The sequence below is a fragment of the Lentzea sp. NPDC042327 genome (assembly GCF_040647275.1).
GTDB lineage: Bacteria > Actinomycetota > Actinomycetes > Mycobacteriales > Pseudonocardiaceae > Lentzea.
On sequence record NZ_JBEZBX010000019.1, the window covers coordinates 1 to 16,367 of the forward strand.

General features: G+C 70.4%; 17 protein-coding genes and 1 tRNA gene. 9 read left to right on the plus strand and 9 right to left on the minus strand.

From position 1 onward, the window contains the following. A partial coding sequence (locus AB0A63_RS34735; RefSeq protein ID WP_360398880.1) for a transposase occupies window positions 1-182 on the plus strand: 182 nt, incomplete at its 5' end. Here the strand turns inward: AB0A63_RS34735 and AB0A63_RS34740 are convergent. Next, the gene (locus tag AB0A63_RS34740; protein WP_360398883.1) at window positions 179-1,474 is read right to left on the minus strand and encodes a helix-turn-helix domain-containing protein; all 1,296 of its coding nucleotides are present in this window, start codon (window positions 1,472-1,474) and stop codon (window positions 179-181) included. The two genes, AB0A63_RS34735 and AB0A63_RS34740, sit on opposite strands and share 4 nt — an antisense overlap. A gap of 233 nt (window positions 1,475-1,707) precedes the next feature. On the opposite strand from AB0A63_RS34740, the gene AB0A63_RS34745 reads away from it, so the two are divergent. The 3 genes from AB0A63_RS34745 (at window position 1,708) to AB0A63_RS34755 (ending at window position 4,156) form a co-directional block, all read left to right on the plus strand. Continuing rightward, window positions 1,708-2,181, plus strand: coding sequence for a hypothetical protein (locus AB0A63_RS34745; RefSeq protein ID WP_360398886.1), 474 nt, complete (start codon window positions 1,708-1,710; stop codon window positions 2,179-2,181). Between the two features lie 53 nt (window positions 2,182-2,234). Then, complete coding sequence (locus AB0A63_RS34750; RefSeq protein ID WP_360398889.1) at window positions 2,235-2,540, plus strand: hypothetical protein; 306 nt, start codon at window positions 2,235-2,237, stop codon at window positions 2,538-2,540. A gap of 836 nt (window positions 2,541-3,376) precedes the next feature. Next, window positions 3,377-4,156: a transposase family protein gene (locus AB0A63_RS34755; RefSeq protein WP_360399270.1), complete on the plus strand. Its 780-nt coding sequence runs from the start codon at window positions 3,377-3,379 to the stop codon at window positions 4,154-4,156. Window positions 4,157-4,508: 352 nt separating this feature from the next. On the opposite strand, the gene AB0A63_RS34760 is transcribed toward AB0A63_RS34755, so the two are convergent. The 6 genes from AB0A63_RS34760 to cmk form a co-directional block, all read right to left on the minus strand. Next, window positions 4,509-4,582 (minus strand) — tRNA-Pro (locus AB0A63_RS34760). 173 nt (window positions 4,583-4,755) lie between these two features. Then, window positions 4,756-5,871, minus strand: a complete 1,116-nt coding sequence (locus AB0A63_RS34765; RefSeq protein WP_360398892.1) for a histidine kinase — start codon at window positions 5,869-5,871, stop codon at window positions 4,756-4,758. Further along, complete coding sequence (locus AB0A63_RS34770) at window positions 5,865-6,497, minus strand: response regulator transcription factor (RefSeq protein WP_360398895.1); 633 nt, start codon at window positions 6,495-6,497, stop codon at window positions 5,865-5,867. Before AB0A63_RS34770 ends, AB0A63_RS34765 begins: the two co-directional genes overlap by 7 nt. Window positions 6,498-6,548: 51 nt before the next feature. Then, entirely contained in the window at window positions 6,549-7,970 is a 1,422-nt protein-coding gene (gene der / locus AB0A63_RS34775; RefSeq protein WP_360398898.1) for a ribosome biogenesis GTPase Der, read from the minus strand. Next, window positions 7,967-8,605, minus strand: a complete 639-nt coding sequence (locus tag AB0A63_RS34780) for a lysophospholipid acyltransferase family protein (RefSeq protein ID WP_360398901.1) — start codon at window positions 8,603-8,605, stop codon at window positions 7,967-7,969. Before AB0A63_RS34780 ends, der begins: the two co-directional genes overlap by 4 nt. Next, window positions 8,602-9,312 carry a (d)CMP kinase gene (gene cmk / locus AB0A63_RS34785; protein ID WP_360398904.1) on the minus strand — a complete coding sequence of 237 codons (711 nt, stop codon included), beginning with the start codon at window positions 9,310-9,312 and terminating at the stop codon, window positions 8,602-8,604. Before cmk ends, AB0A63_RS34780 begins: the two co-directional genes overlap by 4 nt. Window positions 9,313-9,496: 184 nt before the next feature. Here cmk and AB0A63_RS34790 point away from each other — a divergent pair, with 184 nt between their 5' ends. Then, complete coding sequence (locus tag AB0A63_RS34790) at window positions 9,497-9,676, plus strand: hypothetical protein (RefSeq protein WP_360398907.1); 180 nt, start codon at window positions 9,497-9,499, stop codon at window positions 9,674-9,676. After that, entirely contained in the window at window positions 9,673-9,936 is a 264-nt protein-coding gene (locus tag AB0A63_RS34795; RefSeq protein WP_360398910.1) for a hypothetical protein, read from the plus strand. Before AB0A63_RS34790 ends, AB0A63_RS34795 begins: the two co-directional genes overlap by 4 nt. Window positions 9,937-9,987: 51 nt before the next feature. On the opposite strand, the gene AB0A63_RS34800 is transcribed toward AB0A63_RS34795, so the two are convergent. After that, window positions 9,988-10,959 (minus strand): 5'-methylthioadenosine/S-adenosylhomocysteine nucleosidase, encoded by a 972-nt coding sequence (locus AB0A63_RS34800; RefSeq protein ID WP_360398913.1) that lies wholly within the window; start codon window positions 10,957-10,959, stop codon window positions 9,988-9,990. Beyond that, on the minus strand, window positions 10,956-11,675 hold the full coding sequence (locus AB0A63_RS34805) for an NUDIX domain-containing protein (RefSeq protein WP_360398916.1): 720 nt from the start codon (window positions 11,673-11,675) through the stop codon (window positions 10,956-10,958). Before AB0A63_RS34805 ends, AB0A63_RS34800 begins: the two co-directional genes overlap by 4 nt. 92 nt (window positions 11,676-11,767) lie before the next feature. Here AB0A63_RS34805 and AB0A63_RS34810 point away from each other — a divergent pair, with 92 nt between their 5' ends. From AB0A63_RS34810 to AB0A63_RS34820, 3 genes are read left to right on the plus strand one after another with little or no spacing between them, the layout of a single operon-like run. After that, window positions 11,768-12,811 (plus strand): 5'-methylthioadenosine/S-adenosylhomocysteine nucleosidase, encoded by a 1,044-nt coding sequence (locus AB0A63_RS34810; protein WP_360398919.1) that lies wholly within the window; start codon window positions 11,768-11,770, stop codon window positions 12,809-12,811. After that, a complete protein-coding gene (locus tag AB0A63_RS34815) occupies window positions 12,812-14,950 on the plus strand; it encodes a hypothetical protein (protein ID WP_360398922.1) in 2,139 nt (712 codons plus the stop codon). Beyond that, window positions 14,947-16,365: a hypothetical protein gene (locus AB0A63_RS34820; protein WP_360398925.1), complete on the plus strand. Its 1,419-nt coding sequence runs from the start codon at window positions 14,947-14,949 to the stop codon at window positions 16,363-16,365. Before AB0A63_RS34815 ends, AB0A63_RS34820 begins: the two co-directional genes overlap by 4 nt. Window positions 16,366-16,367 lie beyond the last annotated feature (2 nt).

The following is a 16,367-nucleotide window of genomic DNA, read 5'->3' on the forward strand; positions in this document are numbered from 1 at the left end:
GCGGCGAGTCCCACGGCTCCGGCCTGGGGACAGTCCGCTGGGTCGTGGAGCGCACGATCGCCTGGTACCACGGCATGAAACGCCTGCGCATCCGCCGGGAACGCCGCGACGACATCCACGAAGCCTTCCTCGGCCTCACTACCTGCATCATCTGCTACCGCCACGTCCAACGATTCTGTTAGGACCTCTTAGACGCAGCCGTGAGCCGGCTGTGCACGTGCCTGCCGACCCGGTCCTCGGCCAACCACTCCGACAGCAGCGGCCACGCGGACAGCAGTGCCTCATGGCTGATCTCGACGCTGTCCGCGTCCACGGTCAGCAGCCGGTACGTGACGAACACGTCGAGGACCGTCGAGAGGGCATCGACCTTCTCGTCGGCCCGTCCTTCGAACAACTCGTCGAACCCAATGCGACGACGGGTGTCAGCGGCCTCGTCGTCAATTCTGACCAGGCGTAGAAACAGGCGCCGGACCAGCGGCAGCGACTCACTGGGGACCGCGTCAACGGCGAGGTCGGCGCTACGCGCGACCGCGCCGTGCACACCGCCGACATCCCGGTAGTGCTCGACCCGCACCACCCCCTCCGCCCCAGATTCCGCCAGGCACCGCTCCACCGTGGCGTGCACCGCGTGCGACAACAGAGGCAATCCAGCCGGTGCGCCCGCCGTGTCCCGCACAAGCAGCTCCACCAGACCCGCTTCCAGCTCCAGCCCCGCCGCAGCAGCGGGTCGGACCACGACCTCGCGCAGTTCCGCATCGGCCATCGGCTCGACGATCACTTGGTGGTCGCGCAGCAGCGCCGCCAGGAAGGGGTACCGCAGGGCGTGATCATAGAAATCGGCGCGCAATCCGAACACGACCGGCGTCGACCGGGCGGACACCTTTGCCAGGAATTCGCGGCGTACCTCTTCATCGCCGTGCAGGGTGAACAGTTCCTCGAGGTGGTCGATCACGAGCACGGCGTCCTCGGGTTTCGAGGAGAGCGTGTCGACCGCACCGACCGGGACGAACTCGACCGGTGATGTCAACGCGGGTACGAGACCGGCACGCAGGAGCGAGGTCTTTCCACAGCCCGAAGCACCGACGACGATCACCGACCCGTTCGCGACCGCTGACACCAAGCGGGCGGTCAATTCCTTTCGGCCGAAGAAGCGATCGGCTTCGTCGACCTGGAAGGCGCGCAACCCCGGATAGGGATTGATGTCGGGCAGCGAGGCGAGCACACGAACAGACCGCAGGCGAACCAACGCTTCTGCGAACGCCTCCTGTTCGACGGCTGGCACGTTCAACGCGGCCAGCAATGCCAGGAAGCGGTCAGTCACGGCGGTTTGTGGCAGGTGCCTGCCGGTACACCACCCGGAGATCGTTGCCTGCCCGAGTCCGATTTCGGTGGCGAGCCGTCGATAGGACTTCCCGGATCTAGTGCGCCGCGCGGCCAGTTCCCGCGCGAATTCGTTTCCGGTAAGAATTTTCACTCGCCCTCCGCAGGATCGGCGTCGTTGTCAACCTAGCCACGTCCTGGGTGATCCGGTCCCGCCGAAAGGGGCGGCCATACCCGATGGCCGACCGCGATGGCGTACGGATGTGTACGGGGTTGTCACCGGACCCGTCCGGGACTCCCGCCAAACCTGGCGGCGGAGGACGACCACGCCGGTCAATGGTCCTGCGCCCCGGGCAGTCCGCCCGGCGGACATCGAGAGGACTACCGATGACCCTCATCCCGAGAATGACCACGGTCGCGGCCGCTGCCGCGGCGGTCGTCGCAACGGGCTTGCTGACGGGCACGGCCCACGCCGGGCCCGAGCACCACAACACCTACCCCGATGTGGCTCCGTCGTACTGCAACCGGAACGCGAGCCTCATCGCGACGCGGGGTATCGAAACCGAACGCGGCCAGGTCGTCTCCTACGTCGACGTCTTCTACTCCCACAGCTGTCAAACCAACTGGATCCGGGTCCGCGGAAACGACGCGGGCGGGGCGACGCTGAAGACGATCTGGTCCGACGCCGTACCGGGCGAACTAGTGGAACCACCGGACTACGGCGACCAGCCGAGCTACACCAAACAGGTCTACGCACCTGGGGCGACGTGCGTGCGCTTCCAGGTGAGGCTCACCTGGCCCGACGGCCTGCACTACGCGCAGACCTACACCGCTGGATCGAACCACCAGGTGGTGTGCTGACCGGAGCAGCATTCCCCGGAATCTGCTCAACCACAGTGAAAGGGAAGGCTCACATGCTCGCCAAACCGGCCGCCCTGGCCGCGATGACGGTCCTGGCGGCGTCCTGGATGCTTCTCGGTCCGGCGCAATCGGCACTCGCCGCTGACTACGGCGTCAACATGAACCGCGCGTGCCAGATCACCCAGAACTGGGCGACATCCTTCGCCTACCTCAACACGCCCTACAACGCCTACTCCTGGCGGTGTGGGCCGGTCGTGAGCGGGGTCGACGTGCAGGCCTACTGCAACTCGGACCACCCCGGCTCCCACGCCGTCGTCCTCAACGCTAGCGACCCGTACTCGTGGCGGTGCCGGACCTGATCCGGGTTCATCCACAGCATCGCTGAAGCTGGTGGCCGCGCGGCCACCAGCTTCAGCGATGTTCGGTGCGGGGTTTGGTCATCCTGGCTCGCGCGAACCCTAAGCGGCGAAGCGTTCGATGCACCACGGGGCCTCGTCAACGGCGATTTGGTCGTCGTCCAGCTCAAGCTGGGCTGATCGGCCCAGGATGGCTGCACCGTTCGGGATGGTCTCTGTTCCGCCGGCGTGGGACTTGCGCTCAGCCGTAACATTCGCACGCCGGTGACGTTCTGGACACGGATCGGAGTCACTGAGCGGAGGCGGGAATGCGTGTCCATCGGAGTCCAGGGGCCGCTGCAGTTGCGAACCAGCGATCTCGCGGTCGTCCTGACAGGGGCACCGCGGAGCTGCTCGCGGCGTTGATCGCTCGCCACGGGTTGATGCGGCGGAGGCCTGATTCGCCCGTAACGCCTTGGGTCAGGGGAGCCAGTGGTCGGGGTCTTGCGGCGAGCACGGGCAAGCTCGAGGTTGTCGGGGTGCGCGAGCGCGAGGACTTCGCGGGATGACCGTCATTATGTGGTCTCCAGGTGAACCACATCTCGCGGCTACCGCAGCTGCATCCGCACGGCGTGCCGCAGTCACTGCCGACATCCCGGTGGAGCGGCTGGGGCGGCGGAGGACTCAAAGGAGATGCTCCGTCACTGAGCCTTTTTCATCCCGGTCTGGATGCGTTGACGGGCAAGGGTTTGCGGTCGTGACTGGTTGATGCGGTCGCGGCGTGTCGACCCCTGGACATGGCGAAGCCCCTGGTAACAGAGCCATCGACCAAGACCGCTCCACAGCACCAGGGGCTTCACATGTTGTTCTATCGTGCCGCGCTGCCGTTGTCACATCGGACCCTGAGATACGTCTCCAGCCTGATCCGCGCGCGCCGCCGGGAGCTGGGATCGCGGTGGCGCAGGCTCGATCCCGCCCAGCAGGCCCTTCTGGTGCTGGTTCACCTGCGTAAAGGTGAGCCGTTCGCCGAGGTCGGCGCCGGGTTCGGGGTCTCGGCCACGACCTGCTGGCGCTACGTCCACGAGACCGTCGAACTCCTCGCCGCCAGGTCGCCGAAGCTGCGGCAGGCGCTGCGCACGGCGAAGCGCCAGGGCTGGGCCTACGTGGTGCTCGACGGCACGCTGATCCCGATCGACCGGATCGCCGCCGACCGCACTTTCTACTCCGGCAAGCACAAGATGCACGGGGTGAATCTGCAGGTGATCGCCTCGCCGGACGGCACCATCCTGTGGGTGTCCGGTGACCTGCCCGGCAGCACCCACGACACCGCCGCGGCCCGGATCTGGAACATCCTTGCCGCCCTGAGCGACGCCAGGCTGATCGCCTTGGGCGACAAGGGCTACCACGGCTACGACCCCACCGGCCACCACGTGATCACCCCGTACAAAGGCCGCAACAAACCCGAGTCGCAGAAGGACGCCAACCGCGCCCACGCCCGCCTGCGCGGCCCCGGCGAACGCGCCAACGCCCAGCTCAAGACCTGGCGCATCCTGCGCAAACTCCGCTGCTGCCCCCGCCGCGCCGACCGACTCGCCAAAGCCATCCACGTCCTACAGAACTACGAGATCACCGCAGGATGAAAAGAGCTCAATGACAGCTGCACTGGGAATCGGCCTACCGAAGAGGCCTTCCACTCCTGTTCGCGATGATCTTGCAATCTACCTTAATCACCGCAAGGCGCTGCCCCTCGGACAACGCCACCGCACACGCCAATCACAGCCAGGAAGAACACCCGAACGGAGGACACGATTCGCTTTAGCCAATGCGACCCCATTTCGCCCCGCGCAAACCGATTCTCCCAAAATCCTCCCAAACACCGGGTTACTGACCAGTACAGACCACTGTGGACAGTCACTTCAAGATCGAAAAATGCGCACGAAAAAGCCCGCTGAACTGGGCTTTCACCCAGAATCAGCGGGCTGATTCAGACCGTCGGGACGACAGGATTTGAACCTGCGACCCCTTGACCCCCAGTCAAGTGCGCTACCAAACTGCGCCACGTCCCGGCCACACTCCCGGTTCCCCGGCGTGCAAGAAGAATCCTACAACACCACCAACGGAGATCAAAAACGGGCCCCCGCACCCACAACGACCTGCGGAGATGCGGATATGCGGCGGGGCCCCGAAGCCATGTCCCCTCGGCCCGACCGATCCCCCGACCCTCGACCGACGAGGAGAACTACGCGGTGGCCGGGTCGCGAGCGCCACCGCCGAAAGTCGAGTCCTGATCGTTGGCCTTCGGCTTGCCGGGTGGGAGGACGGCGGTGACGCTGAAGCCGCCGTCTGCACGGTAGGAGGTGGTGAGGGTGCCGCCCACCAGGCGGACTCGTTCGGATAGGCCGTGGAGGCCGGCGCCGCCGCCGTCGGCTTGGGTGGGGAGGTCGCTGGGGCCGTTGACGACGGTCACGCGGAGTGGGGAGCCGCGGTCCACGGTCACGGTCACGGGGGCGCCTGGGGCGTGTTTCGTCACGTTGGTCAGGGACTCCTGGACGACGCGGAACAGGGCTCTGGACACGGCTGGGGTCGTCACACCGTCGCCGGTTTCGGTGAGGGTCACGGAGACGCCGGCCACGCGGGCGCGGTCGACCAGTTCTTGCAGGGAGGGGTAGGTGGTGTCGGAGTTCAGGAGGCCCAGGGCCGTGCGCATCTCGGAGAGGGACTCCTTCGCCAGGGCGCGGAGGCGGAGGGCGGTGGCGCGGACGGTGTCGTCGGGGGCGGTGGCGGCCAGGGCGGCGGACTCCACCGCGATGAGGGTGGCGTGGTGGCCCACGGCGTCGTGGATCTCGCGGGCTATGCGGGCGCGTTCCGCGGCGCGGGCGGAGGTTTCGAGGGCTTCCAGTTCTGCTGCTCGGGCCCTGCGGGTTTCGTAGAGGGACTGGGTCAGGTCCTTGCGGGTGGTGACCAGGGCGCCGAGTGCGGTGGGGGCTGCGGAGAGGCCGAAGGAGAACGCCGTCGCCAGGAGGAGGGGGCCCAGGGGGACGGTCTCGGTCAGCACCGCGGGGAGGACGGAGGCCGCGGTCAGGAGGACGACCCACAGGAGTTGGACGGGGACGGACTTCTCCTCGCGGCCCAGGCGGTACTGGGCGACGAGCGCGGGGGCCCAGCCGAGGCCGCCGGCCACGGCGGGGACGCAGATCAGGGAAGCGAGCCACGGCCAGCGCAGGCGCACCGGGAGCAGCAGTGCGGCGAGGACGGCGGTCCAGAGCGACCACGGGAACGGGCGGTCCTGGGTCAGCAGCACGACGCCGGTGGTGGTGCCGACGGTCAGGAGCTCGCGCAGGAGCTGTTTCACCACACACCGACCTGGTGGGCGACGAGGGCCGCCTGCACCCGGTTCTCGACGCCCAGCTTGGTCAGGACGGTGGAGACGTAGCTCTTCACCGTGGCCTCGGAGAGGCAGAGCTCCTCGGCGATGGCGTGGTTGGAGCGGCCGCCGGCGAGGAGCTCCAGGACCTGGCGTTCGCGGGCGGAGAGGGAGTCCAGGCGGCGGTTGGCGCGGAAGCCGCGCAGGCGTGGGAGGAGGCGGGCGGTGATGCGGGGGTCCAGGACCGCGCCGCCGGCTGCCAGGTCGACGACGGCGCGGACCAGGGTGTCGGGTTCGGCGTCCTTGAGCAGGAAGCCCTGGGCGCCCAGGTCCAGTGCCGTGGCGACGTAGTCGTCCAGGTCGAACGTGGTCAGCACGGCGATGGCGGGTGGGGTGGCCCACGTGCGCAGGCGCCGGACGGCCTCCAGGCCGTCGACGCCCGGCATCTGCACGTCGACCAGCACCACGTCGGGCAGGTGGGTCAGCGTGACCTCGACGAGCTCGGCGCCGTCGGCGGCCTCGCCGACCACCTCCACCCGGCCGTCGGCCTCCAGCAGGACCTTCAGGCCCCGCCGCAGCAGGGACTCGTCGTCGGCAAGCACCACTCGTACGGCCACGAACCCAACCAACCGCACCCCATGGCAAAGAGCAACCGTGGGGCTGAAGAACTACTTCTTGCCCGCGCCGGCCTTCTTCTTCTCGCGCACGCGCACGGAGATGCGGACCGGGCTGCCTTCGAAGCCGAATTCCTCGCGCAGCTTGCGCTCGATGAACCGGCGGTAGCCCGCCTCCAGGAAACCGGTCGTGAACAGCACGAACGTCGGCGGTCGGGTCGAGGCCTGGGTCGCGAACAGCACCTTGGGCTGCTTGCCGCCGCGCACGGGCGGCGGGGTCGCGGCGATCAGCTCGGTCAGCCACTGGTTGAGGCGGCCGGTGGGGACGCGGGTGTCCCACGAGTTCAGCGCGGTGCGCAGGGCCGGGGCGAGCTTGTGCACGGCGCGGCCGGTCAGGGCCGAGATGTTGACCCGGTCGGCCCACGGGACGCGGACCAGGCCGCGTTCGAGCTCGCGGACCATCTCGTTGCGGCGGTCCTCGTCGACGAGGTCCCACTTGTTGAACGCGAGCACGCACGCGCGGCCGGACTCGACGACCATGGTCAGCACGCGGAGGTCCTGTTCGGACAACGGCTCGTGCGAGTCCAGCAGCACGATCGCGACCTCGGCGGTCTCGATGGCGGACTTGGTGCGCAGCGAGGCGTAGTACTCGGCGCCGCTCTCGAACTTCACCCGCTTGCGCAGGCCCGCGGTGTCGACGAACCGCCAGATCTCGCCGTCGAGCTCGACCAGCGAGTCGACCGGGTCGACGGTGGTGCCGGCGACCGAGTCGACGACCGAGCGGTTCTCGCCGGTCAGGCGGTTGAGCAGGGAGGACTTGCCGACGTTGGGCTTGCCGACCAGTGCCACGCGCCGGGGGCCGCCGCTGCGGGCGCCGAAGTCGTCGCGCGGGGTCTCGGGCAGCCGGTCGAGGATCACGTCGAGCAGGTCGCCGGAGCCGCGGCCGTGCAGGCCCGACACCGGGAACGGCTCGCCCAGGCCCAGCGACCACAGCGACGCGATGTCGGCCATCAGCCGCTCGTCGTCCACCTTGGACGCGCAGAGGATCACCGGCTTCTTGGACCGGCGCAGCACCTTCGCGACGGCTTCCTCGGTGGCCGTGGCGCCCACCGTGGCGTCCACGACCACGAGGATCACGTCGGCGGTCGCCATCGCGAGCTCGGCCTGGGCGGCGACGGCGGCCTGCAGGCCCTGCGCGTCGGGCTCCCAGCCGCCCGTGTCGACCACGGTGAACTTGCGGCCGTTCCACAGCGCGTCGTAGGTCACGCGGTCACGCGTCACGCCCGGGACGTCCTGCACCACGGCCTCCCGGCGGCCGATGATGCGGTTGACCAGCGTGGACTTGCCGACGTTGGGTCGCCCGACCACCGCGAGCACCGGCTGCGGCGGAGTCGACTCGCCGTCCTCGCCGGAGGAGAGGTCGTCGAAGGCTGACCAGTCGGCCTCGTCCTCCCAGGTGCCGTCCAGGTCCGTCATCGTCCTTCAACCTCACTCACACGAAGTCCATCAAGTTCGGCGACCAGTGTCGCCAGGCGGTCGCGCACCTGCTCGGTGGCAACGCCCAGTGCGGCCCGCCCCTTCCCTTCCGGGAGGTGGAACGGCTCACCGATCAGCACGTCGACCGGCGGACGCCAGCCCGTGGCCCGGTAGGTCCCCCGGCAGGCGACCGGCAGCACCACCGCGCCGGAGGTCTTGGCCAGCCACGCCGCACCGTTCTGCGCGCTGGTGACGCCGCCGTCCCCGCGCGTGCCCTCGGGGAAGACCCCGATCACGCCGCCCGCCCGCAGGACGGACAACGCGCTGGTCAGCGCCGTGCGATCGGCTTCTCCCCGCTTCACCGGGATCTGGCCGATCTTGCGCAGCAGGTGGCCCACCACGGCGTTGGCGAACATCTCCTGCTTGATCAGGAACGTCACGCGCCGGGGCAGCACCCCGAACAGGATCGGGCCGTCCGCCATCGAGCTGTGGTTGGCGACGACGACCACGCCGCCGCTCAAGGGTACGCGGTCGAGGCCGCGCACCCGAATCCGGAACTGCCACGCGTAGGGCACGCGCCCGATCCAGCGGCCGAAGTCGAACATCCAGGGCACGGTGCCCTCGGGATGGCTCACCCGGTCACCCGCAGCCCGCGCCGTTCGACGAGGTCCAGCAGCGCGTGCACGGTGCCGGCGAGGTCGAGGTCGGTGTTGTCGAACTCGACGGCGTCGTCGGCCGCCTTCAACGGCGACACGGCGCGCGACGAGTCGTAGGTGTCCCTGCGCTGCACGTCCTTCAGCACTGCGTCCACAGTGGACACGCGACCGGCCGCGTTGTCCTGCTTGGTGCGCCGCTGCGCCCGCGCGTCCGCCGACGCGGTCAGGTACACCTTGAGCGGGGCGTCCGGCGACACGACGGTGCCGATGTCGCGGCCCTCGACCACGATGCCGCCGACGGTGTCGACCGCGTCCGCGATGATCGCCCGCTGCTGGGCGACGAGCAGCTCGCGCACGTGCCTGGTCGCGGAGACCGGCGACACGGCGAGCGTCACCTCGGGGCCGCGGATCTCGGCGGAGACGTCATCGCCGTCGAGCGTGATGCCCGGCCGCTCCGGGTCGGTGCCGACGACGAGCACGGCGGCGTCGGCGACCCCGCCGACGGCGGCCTCGTCCGCCGGGTCGACGCCGGCGCGCAGCACGGCGACCGTGACCGCCCGGTACATCGAGCCGGTGTCGAGGTAGCGCGCGTCGAGCGCCGACGCGAGGCGCTTCGCGACGGTGGACTTGCCGGTGCCCGACGGTCCGTCGAGTGCCACCACGCCGCGCAACTGACCCTGGCCCACCACAGCTCCCTCCGAGACACCCACGGCCCTCATTGTGCCTGGTGCGGACGCCCGCACCGGCAGCGGGACGGTCCAGGCGCGTGATCGGCCGTCACCGCGGGGGTGTCGATCGGGGGAATCCGCACCAGCACCGGGCCGGTGGCGCCGATCAGGTCAGCGCAGCACCGACCCGTGTGGAGGACCGATGACCACGACCGAACGCAACCCCGCCGTCCAGACCCTGCTGGAGTGCACGCTCGCCAGGCACAAGACGATGTTCCTGGCCACCTCCGGCTCGGACGGGTCGTGGGTGAGCGGCGTCTACTTCGCCGAGGACGGCCCGCAGCGGCTCGTGCTCGTGCTGAGGAGCGGGGCCGGACGTTGAAGGCGGTCGAGGAGAACCCCGAGGTCGCCGTCGTCGTGTCGGCCGGGTCGCCGATGGAGCCGTTCCTGCAGGCGCGGGCCGTGGCCAGGGTGGTCGGGGGCGCGGAGGGCGAGGCGGTGCGGGAGCGGCTCGTGGCGAAGGTGCCGGAGGCGGCGCCGTTCCTGGCCGCGCCGGTCCGCCCGGTCGTGCTGACGGTGCCGCGGTGGCGCGTGACGGACATCCCCAACGGCTGGCTGCCCGGCCGGGAGTTCCCCGGCTGACGCCGCCGGCCCGCCCGGAACCGGTGACCGGTTCCGGGCGGACATCAGAACTCAGGAGCTCTCCAGCCGGCGTTGCAAGTCCGGGTGACCGGCGAGCAGGTCGCGGACCACGCCTCGCGGTGCCGGGTCGGACGGGCGGGCCTTCATCTCGTGCAGTGCCAGCATCACGCGGAAGTACGTCGACTCGTCGAGCAGACCGGCCTGGGCGGCGGCGGTCAGCGAGGTGTTCAGGTCCTCGTCGCGGGCCGGGGTGGCGGAGCCGTGGGTGTGGACGCCGCCGTTGATGTTGCCGGCCTGGATGACGATGCCGTGGCTGTCGCCGGTGTGGACGTTGTGCACGCTGTGGACCACCGGGCGCTCCTCCTTGGGCTTGCGGGTGTCCTGGCCGGCGGGCAGCTCGGCGATGAGGGCGGCCACGAACGCGGCGGCGGGCGCCGGGGTGCCGATGGAGCGGACCGTCAGCACGGGCGTCGCGTTGTTCAGGTGGGCCGCGCTCGCGACCCCGGCGCTCTCGGTGTCGACGGCCGCGGCGTCGTTGTAGCCGGCGTCGAGGAACGCCGCGGTCGACGAGCCGGGGGTGAGCAGGAGCTCGCCGGCCGCGACCGGTTCGAAGTGCACCTTGGCCGGGAACGAGCGGTGCACGTAGCGCGCGCGTTGCTCCAGGGCGTGCGGTGCGGGCCAGGCGTTCGGGCGGGCCTTGAGACCGGCGTCGTCCTCCTTGCCGCCGTGATAGCCGTAGACCTTGGTCGCGACGACGACGTCACCCTGCTCGACCCACGAGTGCAGCGCGCCCGCCTCGCCGACGATGAACGCCGCGGACGGCGCGAACTCGGTGAGCACGCGCTCGGTCAGCGCCGCCGCGTTCGGGTTCCCCTTGCCCACCAACGCGAGCGCGACCGGGCGACCGGCCACCTCGCCCACGTCGTAGAGGGAACCGGCCGGCCCCTCGTACATGCGCGGACCGGACAGCAGGGCTCGCACCGAACCATATGCGGTCTCGGTGGCCGTTAAGACAACGATCATGCGGTCACCTCCAGGGACCCTCGGGAACGCAACAGCGCCGGGTGCAGCAGCGTGGCGGGACCGCGGCGGTAGAGCAGGGCGGGACGGCCGCCGTTGCGGATCGTCTTCTCGCCCGTGGGCACCAGGAAGCCCTCCGCGCCGGTGACCTTGCGGTGGAAGTTGCGGGGTTCGAGCTGCTCGCCCCAGACGATCTCGTAGACGCGCCGCAGCTCGGTGACGGTGAACTCGGCCGGGCAGAACGCCGTGGCCAGGGTCGTGTACTCCAGCTTCGAGCGGGTGCGTTCGAGCGCGTCGGCGATGATGCGGGCGTGGTCGAACGCCAGCGGACCGGCCAGCGCCGCCTCCACCGGCACCCACCGCGCCTCGTCGGCGTCTCCCCCGGCGACGGGCACCGGCAGGTTCGGCAGCACCGCGAGGTAGCACACGGTGATGACGCGCCGCCGGGGGTCGCGGTCGGGGTTGCCGTAGGTGCGCAGCTGCTCCAGGTGCAGCCCGTCCGCGGCTAAACCGGTCTCCTCCGCGAGCTCTCTCCTGGCCGCCTTCTCGATGTCCTCCAGAGCAGACGCGAGGAAGCCGCCCGGCAGCGCCAGCGCTCCCCGGAACGGCTCAATCCCCCGCTCTACCAGCAGGATCTGCAGTTGCTCCGCTCGGACGGTGAGCACTGCGAGGTCGACGGCCACCGCGACATCCGGGATCGTCCACTCCTCCTCGGTCATCCCACGAGACTAACCCACTATCCGTCATGTTGACGGAAACTCACCCCGTCGGCTACCGTCTGGAACTCGGATCCAAACGACCGGAGCGACACATGATCGTGATGCTCACCGCGCTCGAAGTGGAGTACGCCGCGGTGCGCGCGCACCTGTCCGGCACCGCCCTCCACCACCACGCGTCCGGCACCCTGTTCGAGGTCGGCACCACCGGTGGTGGGCAGCAGGTCGCCATCGCCCTCACCGGCATGGGCAACTCCAGCGCCGCCACGATGACCGAACGCGCCATCACCGAGTTCGACCCGGACGTCGTGCTGTTCGTCGGCGTCGCCGGCGGCCTGCGCGACTGGCTGCGGCTCGGTGACGTCGTGGTCGCGAGCCGGGTCTACGGCTACCACGGCGGCCGCGAGACGGAGGACGAGTTCCTGGCGCGGCCGCGGGCGTGGGACGTCCCGCACCACGTCGAGCAGATCGCCCGCTCGATCGCGCGTGCGAAGGAGTGGAGCGCGAACCCGCCGAACGTCCACTTCGAACCGATCGCGGCCGGCGAGGTGGTGCTCAACTCGACCGAGTCGACGCTGGCCAGGCAGATCCACCGCAACTACAACGACGCGGTGGCGGTCGAGATGGAGAGCGCCGGGGTCGCGAACGCCGCCCACCTGCACATGGCCACCCCGTCGGTGACCGTGCGCGGCATCAGCGACCTGGTCGACGACAAGGACCTCACCGACAAGCAGGGGTGGCAGCCCAAGGCCGCTGCCAACGCCGCCGCGTTCGCCGTCGCCCTCGCCGGCGCACTCGCGCAGCCCCGCCGTCACAAGGGAAAGGCCCGGCCCGTGGGCGACACGACGAACAACTTCCACAACTACAGCGGTGTCGGTCAGCAGATCGGCATCAACAACGGCGTCGTGAGCTCGGCGCACCCGGCCGCCGCACCGCGCGACCGGCTGGACGCCATCACGGCGGCGGTGGTGCACGCGCACAAGAACGGCCAGATGGACACCGCGTGGTTCACCACGGCCATGGTGGCGCTGGACAACCTGCGCAACTCCTCCGCACCGCTCGACCTCCGCCCCCTCAAGGCACTGCTCGGCGGCGTGCCCGCCCTCCGCCCGGTGCTCGACTCCATAGTGGACGACTAGATGACCGCTGCAGCGACCAACACCTTCGACAACCACGGCGACGTCGAGACCCAGGTCGGCGTCAACAACGGCGTCATCCACAAGACGTCGATCTACAACAACAACGCCGGCGAGCCGCCGGAGACCAAGTTCGAGAACGCGCTGACGTACTTGCGCGGTGGCCAGCCGCGGATGGCCGAGCGGCTGCTCGAACAGGTGCGGCAGGCCGGTCTGGTCACCACCCGCTTCCACTACTACTACGTGCTGGCGCTGCTGAGCGACCGCACGCTGAACGAGCTGCCGCCCAGCGAGTTCAAGAAGATCGTGTTCGAGCTGTCCAGCGCGAAGACCTCGCCGGAGACGCCGGGCGAGTACCACCGGGCGCTGTGGGTGGTCGAGCACCTGATCGCCTACATCGAACGGCAGGACCGCGCCGCTGACCCGAGCGGCGGCGAGCTGCACGAGGTGTCCACGGCGTTCCGGGAGCTGCCGGCCGCACGCCAGCAGGAGATCGCCCGGCACCTCGACATGATCCTCGACGGCGCGGTGCAGGACTCGCTCGACGCCTCGATCGCGGCCCTCGCCGAGCAGCGCCGGATGGACAACCGGCGCGAGCACCGGGCGTGGCTGTACTTCCAGCCGGAACCGGCGCCGCCGCTGCTCGCGGAACCGGTGAAGGCACCGGTGGACCTCAAGGCGTGGGCCATGTCCGTGCTCGGCGGGCTCGCCGGGCTGTGGGGCCTGGTGCGGCTCTTCGACTTCCTCACCGGCGCGGCACCGGGTGCGGCGTGGCTCGCGGTGCTCCTGGTGCTGGGCGGGGCGTTCCTCTTCGTGTGGTTCCGCGTCCAGGCCAAGGTGCTGGACCGCCGCCGCGGTGTGCGCGAGGCGCGGCTGCGCGGCTGGAACGAGGGGCCGCCGCGGGAGGTGCCCGACTGGAAGGTCGAGGAGATCTCCTGGCGCGTGCACGCGGCGTTCGACGCGGAACGGCCGCCGAAGCGCACGGTCCGCCACCACGTCAACCCGAAGAACCCGGAGCCGCAGAAGGACTGGGACGCCGACACCGCGGGTCTGCGGGTGTCGATGGTCGACTGGTTCGTGCGCATCTACGGCGCCACGCACACCGAGCCGTCCGGGCTGATGTGGCTGATCCGCTGGCACACCCGGCGGCTCAGGGAGCAGTGGCAGGCCGACGGGCTGCACGCGTTCCGCAAGGAGCTCAAGACCCCGTGGTACGCCAAGGTGCTGCCGGTGGCCGGGATCGTGCTCGTGGTGCTGTTCGGGCTGTCGCTGATCGGGATGCAGCCGGGTCCCGGCTCGTTGTTCGCCCTCGGGCTGGGCGTGTGCGCGTTCGGTGCGAGCGAGGTGCTGGCGGCGTTCCGGGTGCGGGCGGCGCTGCGGGCCGACTACGCCGAGCAGCTGCGCGAGGAGACCGAGGCCTACCGCGGCTGGCTCGACCTGCTGCGGGACCGGCCCTCCGACGACGAGATCGCGTACTGGCTGCGGTTCGACGTGCTGCACCTGAAGTGCCGTGCGATGCGGCGCAGCCAGCTGTCCAGCAAGGACATCATCTGCCACGTCGAGCTCACCGAGGGCGCGCCGGGGGCGTTGCGGGCCCGCGACAAGATGGCGCCGGTGCGGTACTCCGAGTACTGGGTCAAGGTCTTCCTGCTGACCAGCGGCGGTGTGCACGAGACCGAGTACTGGCTGGACTTCTTCAACGGCAACGTGCACGACCCGCACGACATGTCGTTCCGCTACGACGCGGTGGCCTCGGCCACGCTGAACGAGGTCGGCGTCCAGTTCTCCGGCAAGCGCAGGCACATCGTGCGGATGGGCGACAACGTCCAGGTGGGCGACCAGTTCACGTTCCGGCAGGCGATGCAGCTGTCGCTGGTGAACAGCCAGGACATCTACGTGCTCGTCGACGACTTCCGCGGGATGACCGACGAGAGCGAGGACGAGGCGAAGCTGCGGGAGATCGCGCAGCAGTCCTCGGGTGTGCAGAGCGCGTTGCACATCCTGCAGGCCGTGGCCCGCGAAGGCCGTGAGTGGATCTCCCGGCAGCGCGACCGCCGGCAGCGCCGCTGGCAGGACTTCGCCGAGCAGCAGCAGTTCCGGGAGCTGCAGAGCGGCTGGGAGCAGCGCCGGGAGATCGGGTGATGGACCCGCGCCGGTTCGTGAAGCGGCTGCCGGTCGCCGACGCGCTGCTCGACCGCATGGCCTACGCCGGGGCGCGTGGTGACCGGCGGGCGGCGCTGCTGAACGCCCTGCTGCCCTCCGGTGCCCTGGCGCACTCGCTCACGTTCGCCGTGGCACCGGCGGGCGAGGAGGTGCTGTCGTGGCCGGTGCGGTTACCGCCGCTGACCGCGCTGCTCGCCCCCGGGTCGCCGTTGACCGGCGCGCAGGTCGTCGTGCACACGCGGCCACCGGCGCCCGGTGCCTACCGCGAGCTGATCCAGCACGGCGTCCCCGCGCACCGCTGGACCTACGTCGCGGTCTCCTCCGACGATCCCGCCTCGGCCGCGACCTGGACGCAGAACGTCCTGCGGCAGCACGGTTTCACCGCCGCGCAGCTGGACCAGGACGAGCTGCTGGACGTCGTCGCGTTCCTCGGCGGCCTCGACGGTGCGGCGGCGTCGGCGAAGCTGATCGAGCGCGGGTTCGAGGCGTGCACGATGGGCGCGGAGCTGCACGTCTGCTTCACCTGGTCGGAGGCCCCGGTGCTGGAGCTGCTGAGCCGGTTCCCCGCCGTGCCCGCCACGGTCGGGGTGCGGGTCGCGCGGACCGGCGGCGAGTTCGTCGCGGAACGGGTGCTGCGGCTGAGCGGTCCCGACGTGAAAGCCCTGCAGAGCGCCGAGACGTGGCTCGCGAACGGTGTCCGGCACGCGGGGCGGTTGCAGCGGCTGAACGGGCACCACGCCTCGGCGGCCGCGGTGACGGTACCGGTGTGCGTGCCGCCCTCGTTGCCCTCCAAGCAGTCCTGGACGCACGTCGAACCGCCGCACGTCGCCGGTCGGGCCGCGGCGTGGACCGGTGGCGCGGGCGTGGTGCTCGGGTGGGACGTCGTGCGGCAGGCGCACGCGCCGTTGCGGCTGTTCCGGGAACGGCCGGTGGTCGGCGTGGTCACGAGCGCACGGCTGGCGCACCTGGTCGCGGCGCGGTCGGTCAGCTGCGGTGCGGGCGTGACCGTGCAGTCGGAGGCGCCGTGGCCCGGTCCGTTCGGGCACGCGCGGCCGGGTCCGCCCGCGGTGGCGCTGGGCGGTCCGCGGTTGCCGCACCTGCTCGTGCTGGACCGCCCGGCCGAGGTGCCGGGGCTCGCGGGCCTGCCCGGCTCGCACCACGCGGTGCTCGTGGTCGCCGACCTCGGGCCGGAGCACGTGCCGTTGCTGGAGGTCGCGGACTTCGCGGTGGCCGGCGACCTCGGTGCGCCGCAGCAGTCGTTGCTGCGCGGGGTGTTCGGCACGTGGCTCGACGACCTCCCGCTGGTGCCGGGGCAGGTGACGGTGATCGGGCGCGGTGTCGCTGCCCGCGTCGGCATCACCCTGACCGGCCAGGAACACCACCTGCTGGGCTGACG